This window comes from Actinomycetospora sp. NBRC 106375, from assembly GCF_030269665.1.
Classification (GTDB): domain Bacteria; phylum Actinomycetota; class Actinomycetes; order Mycobacteriales; family Pseudonocardiaceae; genus Actinomycetospora.
Genome location: NZ_BSTS01000012.1, coordinates 195,467 through 207,336, shown reverse-complemented (window position 1 = coordinate 207,336; position 11,870 = coordinate 195,467). Strand labels below are relative to the sequence as shown.

Here is an 11,870-nt window from a genome sequence, read left to right as displayed (position 1 = left end):
GGTCACCCGGGCGTCCGCCTCCGGCGCGGCGGCTCCGCCGCGCTGCGTGCCGCAAGGGAGCCGCCCGCGTGTCGCTCGAGAGCCCCGCCCGGACCGCCCTGGCGGGCCGTGTCGCCGAGTTCGCGGCCGGCCTCGACGCCGCCGACGTGCCGGACGAGGTCCTCGAACGGGCTCGGTACCTCGTGCTCGACGCCGTCGGCCTGGCCTTCGCGTCCACCGCCTACCGGTTCCCCGGCATCGCCCGCGACGCGCTGGCGACCTTCGGCGGCGGCAGCCACCCGGTGCTCGGCATGCCCGACCGGCTCTCCCCGCGCGATGCGGCCGTGCTCAACGGCGTGCTGGTGCACGGAATGGACTTCGACGACACGCACATCCCGGCCGTCACGCACGTCTCGGCCGCCGCGCTCCCGGCGGCGATCTCCGCGGCCACGGTGGCCGGCGCGAGCACGCGGGACCTGCTCGCGGCGTACGTCCTGGGGGTCGAGGTGTCGGCCCGGGTCGGCCTCGGCGGGGCGGGCGGCTTCCACGACGTCGGCTACCACCCCACCGCCGTCGCTGGCGCGTTCGGCGCCGCGGTCGCGGCCGGCAGGCTCTCCGGGCTCGACGCCGCGGGGCTCGCGACGGCGCAGGGTGTCGTCGGCTCGATGGCCGCGGGCCTGCTGGAGTTCCTCGAGGACGGGGCGTGGACCAAGCGCCTGCACCCGGGCTGGGCGGCGATGTCCGGGCTCACGGCCGCGGCGTTCGCGAAGGCCGGCTGGACCGGGCCCGGCGCGGTGTACGAGGGCCGCTTCGGCCTCTACGCCACCCACCTCACCGGGCGGGAGACCCGTCCCGAGGCGGTCGCGGAGGGCCTCGGCACCCAGTGGGAGCTGATGCGCACGGCGGTCAAGCCCTACCCGATCTGCCACTTCAACCACGCGTTCGCCGACGCCGCCCTGCTCCTGCGCGCCGAGCACGGCATCGCGGCCGCCGACGTGCGCGCGATCCGCTGCGCGATCCACCCCGTGCCCGGCAAGGTCGTCTGCCAGCCGCCGGAGAACAAGTGGGCGCCGCGCGACGAGTACGACGCCAAGTTCAGCCTGCCGTTCACCGTCGCGGCGTCGCTGCAGCGCGGGCGGTTCACGCTCGCCGAGCTCTCCGACGACGCGCTGGGCGACCCGGGGATCCTCGCGCTGGCCCGGCGCGTCGAGGTCGTCGACGACCACGAGGGCCTGTTCCCCGACGCCTACTCCGGTCGTGTCGAGATCGAGCTCGCCGACGGCCGGGTGGTCGCCCACCGCGAGCAGGTCAACCGGGGCCACGACCGGCGCCCGCTGACCAACGCGGAGATCGACGAGAAGTTCGCCGGCACCATCGGGCGCGTCGCCGACACCGCGAGGGCCGACCGCGTGCGCGACGCCGTGCTCGCCCTCGGCGACGAGCGTCCCGCCGCCGAGTTCGCCGAGGCCTGCCGTGGGGTCTGAGCAGGGGATCCGCGCCGGGGTCTTCCTCACCCACCAGCAGCCGCCGGACCGCGATCCGCTGGTGGCGCTGGAGGAGCAGCTCTCCCTCGTGCGCACCGCCCGCGACGGCGGCATGGACTCCGTGTTCGCCGGCCAGCACCACCTCGCCGACGCGCTGGCGCACATCCAGCCGCTCCCGTGGCTCGCGCGGGTGGCCGCCGAGGCCGGGGAGATGACGGTCGGCACGGGCGTGCACCTGCTGGCCCTGCACCACCCCGTCGACACGGCGGAGGCGTACGCGGGCCTCGACGTGGTCTGCGGCGGCCGTTCGGTGTTCGGGATCGGGCTCGGCTACCGGCAGGTGGAGTACGACGCGTTCGGGGTCCCGCCGGAGGAGAAGGTGCGGCGGTTCACCGAGAACCTGCGCATCGTCGAGGCCTTGTGGCGCGGCGAGGCCGTCACGGCCGACCTGCCGTGGACCCGGCTCGACGGCGTGCGCGCCACCTTCCGCCCCGTGGCGCGCCCCGACGGGGAGACCCGGCCCCCGATCTGGATGGCCGCCAACGCGGACGCCGCCGTCCGCCGTGCGGCGCGGCTCGCCGACACCTGGATGATCAACCCGCACGCCACCCGGGCCACCGTCGCCCGGCAGCTCGAGATCTTCCGTGCCGAGCGGGCGGCGGCCGGGCGCGGACCGGTCACCGAGCTGCCGCTGATCCGCGAGGTGTTCTGCGCCCCCACCCGGGAGCAGGCCCTCGAGCTGGCCATGCCGCACCTGGCCCGGAAGTACGAGGTCTACGCGGACTGGGGCCAGGACCGTGTCATGCCCGGAACCGAGTCGTTCCGGGTCGGTTACGACGACCTCTCCCGCGACCGGTTCGTGGTGGGGTCTCCGGAGGACTGCACCGCCGCACTCCTCCCGTGGCGCGACGAGCTCGGTGTCGACCACTTCGTGTTCCGCACCGACTGGGCCGGCATGCCGGTCGAGGCGGCGCGGACCTCCCTCGACCTCCTCGCCCGTGAGGTGGTCCCGGCGCTGCGTGCGCTCCCCGTCCCCGTTCCCTGACCCTCCAAGGATTGGCGGCCCCCCGTGGACTTCGGCGTCTTCATCCCGATCGGCAACAACGGCTGGCTCATCTCCGAGAACTCCCCCCAGTACATGCCGACGTGGGATCTCAACCGCAACGTCGTGCAGGAGGCGGAGCGCCAGGGCTTCGCGTTCGCGCTCTCGATGATCAAGTTGCGCGGGTTCGGCGGGAAGACCGAGTTCTGGGACCACAATCTCGAGTCGTTCACGCTGATGGCCGGCCTCGCCGCCGTCACCGACAGGATCAAGCTCTACGCCTCGACCGCGGTGCTCACGCTCCCGCCCGCGCTCGTCGCGCGGATGGCGACCACGATCGACCAGATCGCCCCGGGCCGCTTCGGCGTCAACATCGTCTCCGGCTGGGCGAAGAACGAGTACGACCAGATGGGCCTCTGGCCCGGTGACGAGTACTTCGGCTACCGCTACGACTACTCGACGGAGTACGTGAAGGTCCTGCGCGACCTGTGGGAGACGGGACGCTGCGACCTCGACGGGCAGTACTTCCACATGGACGACTGCGTCCTCTCGCCGCGGCCGACGGGCAAGGTCGACATCGTCTGCGCGGGCCAGTCGGAGCGCGGGATGCGCTTCTGCGCCGAGTACGGCGACTACAACTTCATCCTCTCGCCCGGCGTGAACGACCCCGAGGTCTACCGCCAGCCCACCGAGCGGCTCGCGTCGTTCGCCAAGGAGACCGGCCGTGACGTGAAGTCCCTGCCGCTGTTCATGGCGATCATGGCGGAGACCGACGAGGAGGCCCAGGCGAAGTGGCGCTCCTACAACGAGGGTGCCGACGCCGCCGCGCTCGGCTACATGTCCGACGAGGGCAGCCAGGACCAGACCGCGGACGGGTCCGGCACCGCGCGGACGATCAACCTGCCCGAGGGCGCGGTCAACTTCAACATGGCCACGCTCGTCGGCTCCTACGAGACGGTCGCGCGGCAGGTCGACGAGGTCGCCAAGATGCCCGGCGTGCAGGGGATGATGTTCACCTTCGACGACTTCGAGCAGGGCGTGCACGACTTCGGGACGCGCGTGAAGCCCCTGCTCGGCTGATGCCCCGGTGACGGACCCCGGGCCCCTCGCGGGGTCCGTCACCGGCGCTCGGTTCACCGGATTGCCGTAGTGACGTGAACCGTGCTGCAGTATGTGACTGGAGTCACCGAAGCTCTACGCTCTTGGTGTGAAGGTCTTGCTCCTGGAGAACATCCATCCGGTCGCGGTGGAAGCGTTTCGTGCCGAAGGCATCGAGGTCGACGCGCGGTCGGGGTCGTTGTCGGGCGCGGAGCTGGCCGAGGCCCTGCCCGGGGTGTCGTTGTTGGGGATCCGGTCGAACACGACGGTCACCGCGGAGGTCCTCGACGCGGGCAAGGATCTGCTGGCGGTGGGGTGTTTCTGCATCGGCACCAACCAGGTCGATCTGCCCGCTGCCGCGGAGCGGGGGGTGGCGGTGTTCAACGCCCCGTTCTCCAACACCCGCAGTGTGGTGGAGCTGGTGCTCGGGGAGATCATCGCGTTGGTGCGGCGGTTGCCGGAGAAGACCGCGCGGATGCACGAGGGGGTGTGGGACAAGTCGGCGCGCGGTAGCCACGAGTTCCGGGGCCGGACGTTGGGGATCGTGGGTTACGGCAACATCGGCACCCAGTTGTCGAACATCGCCGAGGCGGTGGGGCTGCGGGTGATCTTCTATGACACCCAGGACCGGTTGGCGCACGGCAATGCCCGCAAGGTGGGGTCGTTGGAGGCGTTGCTGGCCGAGGCCGATGTGGTGAGCCTGCATGTGGACGGCCGTCCGGGGAACGCGGGGTTGTTCGGGGCGGAGCAGTTCGCTGCGATGAAGCCGCGGTCGATCTTCATCAACGCGTCGCGGGGGATGGTGATCGATGACGAGGCGTTGCGGGAGAACATCCTGTCCGGGCATCTGGCGGGGGCGGCGATCGATGTGTTCCCGATCGAGCCCAAGGCGCAGGGCGACACCTTCTCCTCGCCCCTGCGCGGGTTGGACAACGTGATCCTGACTCCGCACGTGGGCGGGTCGACCCAGGAGGCCCAGGAGGAGATCGGCGGCTTCGTCTCCACCAAGTTGCTGGCGTTCCTGGCGACGGGGCGGACCGCGTTGTCGGTGAACCTCCCGGAGGTGTCGTTGCCGGTCGCGCCGAGCGTGTTCCGCACGGGCTACCTGCACGAGAACACCCCGGGCGTGCTGGCGGGGATCAACCAGATCCTGCTCGACAGCGGGGTGAACGTGGTCAGCCAGGCGCTGTCGACCCGCGGCGAGCGTGGCTATGTGCTCACCGACACCGAGGCCGCCGTCCCCGAGCAGGCGCTGGCCGAGCTGCGCCGCTCCCCGCACACCGTGTGGCTACGAACCTGGACCCCCGAGACGCCGTGAGGCCTTGACGCCGGCCGCGGGGCCGGCGTCAGGGCTGGTCGGTCAGGGCTGGTCGGTCAGGGCTGGTCGGTCACGGCCGGGCGTCACTCGCCCTCGTCCGCGGAGCCGGTCTGGTCCGTGTCGCCCTGCTGGGCGGGCGCCTCCTCTTCGGAGGACTCGTCCGACTGGCCGACCTCGGGCGCGTCCCCAGGGGCGTCCTCGACGGCGGAGTCGGGCCCGTCGACCTCCTCGCTCGTGGAGGTCGCGTCGGACGCGTCGTCGGCCCGGCCCGCACCGGCGGCGAACGCGCCGCCGACGATGATCGCGAGTACCACCAGGGCGACGAGGCCCGCCCGCCACGGACGGGACGCCGCGGGGCGACCGGCCGACGAGCGCGGAGCGGGGGCGGCGACGTCGGTGAGCGTGCTGACCCCGGTCTCGAGGGGACCGCGCCCGACGTAGCGCTGCCAGAGCAGGCCGACGGCCAGGGCGACGACGACCTGGGCGAGGTAGAGCGCCCACGGGTCGGCCCCCGTCGCGAGGCCCGCGACGACGACGTGCAGGGAGTAGAAGGTCAGCGTCATCGCGCCGGCCGCGGCCAGCGGGGCCCGCGCGGCGTCGACGATCCGGGCCCACGGGGACGTGCCACCGTGGGCGACGGCGCGGTCCAGGAGCAGCATGGCGCCGAGCACCGCCAGCGACGTCCCGACCGTGCGGACCAGGTCGAGCGGGGTCGACGAGTGGGCGGTGTCGACCGCGAGCCACCACCACGTGGAGGCCGGGGTGACGCCGTTGGGGCCCTCGGTGAGCGCGGCCTGCAGCTCCTCGGCGGGCAGGCCCGGGTTCGCGAGGATCTGTCCGAGGCCACCGAAGGTCACCAGCGCCAGCCGGGAGACGACGGCGGCGGCCACGACGAGCACCACACCGGTGCCGGCGAGCAGGGCGGCGGTGCGGGTGCGGGAGAGCGTGCAGCGTCCGACGGCCATGCCGACGCAGAGGTAGGTCAGCCAGGGCCAGATCGGGTACGCGCCGGTGAGGAACAGCGTGCCGAGCATGCCGGCGGGGTCGGTCACGAACGCGGTGAACGACGGGTCGAGCAGCTCGGGCGCCGGCGGCATGCCCTGCCGCACGAGGAAGCTCGTGACCGGGGCGACCACCGCGAGCACGGCACCGAGCGCGAACAGGACGCGCGTCGGGAGCAGGATCAGCGGGACGGCCAGCAGGAACATCACCCCGTAGTAGGTCAGGATGATGTCGACGTCGCCGAGGGCCGCCTGGCCGAGCGCCAGGCCGAGCACGCCCACCGCGAGGCCCCGCACCGCCAGCCGGACGGCGTGGGTCCCGAACGTCCCGGCCCCGAGCGTGACCTGCCGGCGTCCGGTGAGCAGCGAGACCGACACCCCGACGAGGAGGCCGAACAGGGCCGCCGAGGTCCCGCCGGCGAGGAGGCCGACAGTGGTGAGCGCGCCGTTCTCGGCCGTGGGGAACGTGTGGACCGCGATCATGCCGAGCAGGGCGAGCCCGCGGGCCATGTCGATCCCGCGGACGCGCGCCCCCGGACCCTTCGCCGCCGCGTCGCGGACCAGGGGCAGGCGGACGGTGGGCGCGTCCGCGACGCCGCCGGTCGGCGGGACGGTCGGGCGGTGCAGCCGTGCCGTCCCGGGTGCCGCGGGTCCCGACGGCGCCAGGCGCGGGTCACGCGGCAGTACGGCGGTCCTGGTCATCGGAGGACTCCTCGGAGCTCGGCGAGCGGTGTGAGGAACAGCCTCCTGGGCACGACCGGCGGCGGACATCGCCGCGGCGTCACGCTTACCGCCGGTCGGGGCCACAGTTCTGTCACCTTGGAGCAAGGCGGCCACGGTGAGGCGGCGGCGAGGTCACGTCACGGCCTCGATGACAGAGGGTGCCCAGATCGGGCCGTATCGCCGTCGCCAGGAGGAAATCTGCGATCGACATTAGCTCATTCGAGTGAAAGTAGGCGCGACGACGACGCCGGTACGTGACGATGTCGTGGTCTCGCGCACACCCGCGCGGGGAACGTCATGCCAGGAACGTGGGGTCGCCATGGTCGCCGGTGCCACGCACGGCGTCGCCATGGCGCAGCCGGTGCCGCCGGCAACGCGTCGCCGGTGGACCGCGTCGCGACGCCGGTACGGCCCCGGCCTGGGCTCCGGCTCCGGCCCGCCGCCCGCGCCCGCCGACGAGCGGATCGACCGGGTCGTCGAACGGACCTGCGACGAGCTCCGCCGCCACGGCCGGGCGACCGCGGTCGCCGCCGAGACCGCCGACGGCCCGATGTCCTACGTGGAGCTCGAGACCCGGGCCGCGCGGCTGGCGCGCTACCTGCGGCGGCGCCGGATCGCCGCCGGCGACCGGGTGGCGCTGCTGCTCGACCGGCCCGACGACACCCTGGTCGCCCAGCTCGCGACCGCCCGGATCGGCGCCGTCTGGGTCCCGCTCGACGTCCGGCTCCCCGACGAGGCGCTCGCCGCCGTGCTCGAGGCGGCCGGTGCGGGCATCGTGCTGACCACGACCGGCGTCGCGTCCCGGCTCGACCGGTCCGACGTCGACGCCGTCTACCTCGACCGCGTCCGGACCCGGGTCGACGAGGAGGACGCCCAGCGCCTGACCGACGCCGAGCGCGGCTCGGTCGCCGGGACGCCGGCCTACGTCGTGGTCCACGCCGCCGACCGCTCCGCCGGCGTCCAGGGCGGCCTGCGCGCGACGGCCGTCGGGCACGACGCGGCCGTCGCGTTCCTCCGCGGCGCGGGGGGACTGCTCCAGATCGGGCCCCAGGACCGGGTCCACCACGATCCCCGGGCCGGCTCCGACCTCGCGGTCCTCGAGACGTGGCTGGCCTGGTCGGGCGGGGCCACCGTCGTCACCGCGCCCGCGGGGCCGCCCCTGCGCGGCGCCGAGCTGGGCCGCCACCTGCGCGACCAGCGCGTGACCGTCCTGCGGGCGACGGCCGAGGAGCTGGACGGCGTGGACGAGACGCTGCCCGACCTCCGCCTGCTCGTGCTGTCCGGCACCGAGCGGCCGCGGGACCTCGTCGCCCGCTGGCAGCGACCCGGGCGCCGCATCGTCGGCATGCACGGCGCGCCCGAGACCACGGTCGCCGCCCTGTGGACCGAGCTCGGTCCCGACGGCCCGGCGACGTTCGGACGCCCCCTGCCCGGTTACGGGGTCGTCGTCACCGACCCCGCCGACCCGCGCCGCGTCCTGCCCGCGGGGGGGATCGGCGAGATCGGCATCACCGGTCCCGGGGTGGCGCGCGGGTACGTCGGCCGCCGCGAGCTCACGGCCGGGGCGTTCGTCTCCCCACCCGGCGGCGGGCCGGCCCTGATGTTCCGCACCGGCGACCTCGGCCGGGTCACGCCCGCGGGCGACGTCGAGCGGATCGCGCGTCTCGACGGGGCGGGCGGCCGCGGCGAGCGGATCGCGCCCTCGGCGGTGAAGCTGCCACCCCGGCCGGCACCCCGGCGGTCGCGGCGCACGACCGTCATGAGTCTCCCGTCGCCGTCGGTCGAGGAGCCGCTGCCGGTCGAGGAGCCGCCGGACGACCAGGCCGGGCCGGGCGAGGACGCGCCGCCGGCGAGCGGCGCGGACGCCACCCAGGGCACGATGCCGCACCCGGCGCCGACGCCCGAGGAGCCCCCGGAGACGCCCGAGACGCCCGAGACGCCCGAGGCGCCCGAGGCCCCGCGGCCCGGGAAGCCACGGAACGCGGTCGACGCGCCGACCACGGCGGTCCGGGCGACGCCGCCCGTGGCCGCGCCCCCGACGCCGGCGCGCCCGACTCCGGCCCCCTCGAGACCGGCCCCCCCGACGCCGGCCGGTCACGCACCGGCCGCTCCGCCGCCCGCACCGCCCGGCCGGCGCCCCACGACGCCCGGTCCCGCGACGCCCGGTCCGGGCACACCCCGCCCCGGTGGCCCCGGTCAGGGCACCCCCGGCCCCGGGACCCCCGGTCCGGGCATGCCCGCCGCCCGTGGGCCGGCCGCGCCGGCGCGGCCGGGACCTCCCGGCCGGCCCGGTCCGCCCGTCCGGCCGGGTGCGCCGCCCGCGCCGGGTGCGCCCGGCCGACCCGGTGCACCTGGTCGACCGGGCGGGCAGGGACGGCCGGCCCCGGCCGGAGCGGCCGCCGGGCCGCCGGCGGCGACGCGGGTGCCGGCGGCCGCGGTCGGGGCGGCCGCGGCGAGCGCACCGGCGGCCCCCGCGGCAGGCGCGGCTGCGCCGGCCGCCGCGCCCGGGGCCACCGAGGCGCTCCTGCGGGAGATCCTCGTCGAGATCCTGGGCGGCGCCGACGTCTCGCGGGACGGCCACTTCTTCGACGACCTGGGCGCGGACTCCCTGCTCATGGCGCGCTTCTGCGCGCGGATCCGCAAGCACCCCGACCTGCCGTCGGCCGCCATGCAGGACATCTACCAGCACCCGACGCTCGCGAAGCTCTCCGTGGCCCTCGCGCCCGCCGCGAAGCCGGCGGGCGCCGGCAGCGGCACCGCGCAGGCGACCGCGGGCCTCGGCGCCATCCTCGCCGAGGTCCTCGAGCGGCCCGACGTGCCGCCCCACGCGAACTTCTTCGACGAGCTCGGCGCCGACTCGCTGCTCATGGCGCGCTTCTGCGCCCGCACGCGCAAGCGCGACGACCTCCCGTCGGTGGGGATGCCGGACGTGTACCGGAACCCGACCATCGCGAGCCTCTCCGCCGCGCTCGACGGCGGCGCCGAGCGCGACCGGGAGCGGTCCGCGCCCGCCGGCCCGTCGGTGACCGGGACCGACGAGCCCAGCGGTCCGCGCGCGGGCACGACGTCGTTCGTCCTGTGCGGCGCGGCGCAGCTCGTCTGCGTCCTGGCCTACAGCTACATCGCCGCCTCCATCCTCGTGTGGGGCTTCGAGGCGGTCACGACGTCGACCGGGATCGTGAACGGGTACCTGGGTGCCCTCCTCGCCGGCGTCGCCGGGTTCGTCGTGCTCAGCGTGCTGCCCATCGTCGCGAAGTGGGCGCTGATCGGGCGGTGGCGGCCCGGGTCGATCCGCGTGTGGAGCCCCGCCTACCTGCGGTTCTGGGTGGTCAAGACGCTGGTGCGCACCAGCCCGATGGTGCTGTTCAACGGCACGCCGGCGTTCGCGCTCTACCTCCGCGCGCTGGGGGCGAAGGTCGGGCGCGACGTCGTCTACCTCGGCGGGCAGGTGCCGGTATGCACCGACCTGTTCAGCATCGGCGACGGCAGCCTCGTGCGGAAGGAAGCGGTCATCGCGTGCTACCGCGCGCACGACGGCAAGATCGAGATCGGCGGGGTCAGCATCGGCGCGAACGCCTTCGTCGGCGAGGCGACGGTGCTCGACGTCAACACGGCGGTCGGCGACGGGGCGTCGCTCGCCCACAGCTCCTCGCTGCACGCGGGGCAGGCGATCCCGGCGGGCGAGGTCTGGCACGGCTCGCCCGGCCGCCGCGCTGAGGGCCCGCTGCCCGCGGTGCCGCCCGCCCCGGGGAGCCGGCTGCGCCGCATCCTCTACTCGACGGTGCTCTTCGTGGTCGCCCTGGTCATCGCCTCGCCCGCCGCCCTCGTGGTCGCCGGTGTCCTGTTCTCCCTCGTCCCGCTGTTCGCCACGCTGTTCGCGCCCCCGCCCGGGGTGCTGGCCTCGGTGGGGTTCCACCTGCAGCTGCTCGCGCTCAGCGGCCTGCTCTACTTCGGCGCGCTGGTCCTGGGCCTGGCCGTGGCCACGACCGTGCCGCGGCTGCTCGCGATCTGGGTCCGCCCCGACGTCGTCTACCCCCTCTACGGGGTCCGCTACTGGCTGCACCGCACGATCGGGGCGCTCACCAACCTCAAGCCGTTCGTCGAGCTGTTCGGCGACAGCTCCGCGATCGCTCACTACCTCGTGTTCATCGGCTACAAGCTCCGTCCGCTGGAACAGACCGGCTCCAATTTCGGGATGGCGGTCCAGCACGAGAACCCCTTCCTCACCAGCGTGGGCCGCGGCACCGTCGTCGCCGACGGGCTCTCGGTGATGAACGCCGAGTACTCCGCCACGTCGTTCCGCGTCTCGCGCACGGCGATCGGGGCGAACAACTTCCTCGGCAACAAGATCGCCTACCCACCGCAGGGCCGGACCGGCGACGACTGCCTGCTCGCCACGAAGGTGCAGATCCCGCTCCACGGCCCGGTCCGTCAGGGCGTCGGTCTGCTCGGCTCACCGAGCTTCGAGATCCCGCGGACGGTCGCGCGGGACAGCGCGCTCGACGTGGCCGATCCCCGGGAGCTGGCCCGGTCGCTGCGCCGCAAGAACCGGCACAACGCCGTCTCCATGGCGATCCACCTGCTCGTGCGGTGGATCTTCAGCTACCTGACGATCGTGAGCCTCGTGGCGGTCGCGTCGCTGCCGATCGCGGCCGGTCCCGGCGAGGTCGTCCTCGTCGAGCTGGTCGGCATCGTCCTGCTGGTCGTGTGGTTCTCGCTGGTCCAGCGCTGCGTCGCGCCGCTGAAGGCGCTCATGCCCGGCGGTGCGTCGATCTACGACCCCGTCTTCTGGCGCCACGAGCGGTACTGGAAGGTGCCCGCCCCCGACTGGGTGCAGGCGTTCAACGGCACCCCCTTCAAGCCGCTCGTGTGGCGGATGCTCGGCGTCCACGTCGGCGCGCGGGTGTTCGACGACGGCGCCAACCTCACCGAGAAGGCGTTCACGACCATCGGTGACGACGCCACCCTCGGCGAGGGCTGCGTGATCCAGTGCCACTCGCAGGAGGACGGCGGCTTCAAGTCCGACCGCGTGGTGATCGGGGCCCGGGTCACGCTCGGCGTCTCCTCCTTCGTGCACTACGGCACGACGATCGGCGACGACGCGAAGCTCGCCCCCGACACCTTCCTCATGAAGGGCGAGGAGGTGCCGCCCGGCGAGTCCTGGGGCGGCAACCCCGCCCGTGGCCTCGACTGACGTGACCGACCCGAACCCCGAGGACGGACCC

6 protein-coding genes are annotated in these 11,870 nt (G+C 74.4%); 5 read left to right on the top strand and 1 reads right to left on the bottom strand.

Annotated elements, in window-relative coordinates; translation table 11 throughout:
- The first annotated feature begins 68 nt into the window (after positions 1-68).
- The 4 genes from QSK03_RS21135 (at position 69) to serA (ending at position 4,921) form a co-directional block, all read left to right on the top strand.
- On the top strand, positions 69-1,463 hold the full coding sequence (locus QSK03_RS21135) for an MmgE/PrpD family protein (protein WP_285656263.1): 1,395 nt from the start codon (positions 69-71) through the stop codon (positions 1,461-1,463).
- A complete protein-coding gene (locus QSK03_RS21130; protein ID WP_285656261.1) occupies positions 1,453-2,508 on the top strand; it encodes an LLM class flavin-dependent oxidoreductase in 1,056 nt (351 codons plus the stop codon). Before QSK03_RS21135 ends, QSK03_RS21130 begins: the two co-directional genes overlap by 11 nt.
- A 24-nt stretch (positions 2,509-2,532) precedes the next feature.
- Positions 2,533-3,585: a pyrimidine utilization protein A gene (gene rutA, locus QSK03_RS21125; protein WP_285656260.1), complete on the top strand. Its 1,053-nt coding sequence runs from the start codon at positions 2,533-2,535 to the stop codon at positions 3,583-3,585.
- A gap of 127 nt (positions 3,586-3,712) precedes the next feature.
- Entirely contained in the window at positions 3,713-4,921 is a 1,209-nt protein-coding gene (gene serA / locus QSK03_RS21120; RefSeq protein WP_285656256.1) for a phosphoglycerate dehydrogenase, read from the top strand.
- Between the two features lie 83 nt (positions 4,922-5,004).
- Here the strand turns inward: serA and QSK03_RS21115 are convergent, their stop codons facing one another.
- Positions 5,005-6,624, bottom strand: coding sequence for a heparan-alpha-glucosaminide N-acetyltransferase domain-containing protein (locus QSK03_RS21115; protein ID WP_285656253.1), 1,620 nt, complete (start codon positions 6,622-6,624; stop codon positions 5,005-5,007).
- A 340-nt stretch (positions 6,625-6,964) separates the two neighbouring features.
- Here QSK03_RS21115 and QSK03_RS21110 point away from each other — a divergent pair, with 340 nt between their 5' ends.
- Positions 6,965-11,839 carry a Pls/PosA family non-ribosomal peptide synthetase gene (locus QSK03_RS21110; protein WP_285656251.1) on the top strand — a complete coding sequence of 1,625 codons (4,875 nt, stop codon included), beginning with the start codon at positions 6,965-6,967 and terminating at the stop codon, positions 11,837-11,839.
- Positions 11,840-11,870: the final 31 nt, after the last annotated feature.

Bases quoted from the DNA above. Each gene is read 5' to 3' on its own strand.
- QSK03_RS21115 (WP_285656253.1), bottom strand. From the start codon at position 6,624: ATGACCAGGACCGCCGTACTGCCGCGTGACCCGCGCCTGGCGCCGTCG.
- QSK03_RS21110 (WP_285656251.1), top strand. From the start codon at position 6,965: ATGGTCGCCGGTGCCACGCACGGCGTCGCCATGGCGCAGCCGGTGCCG.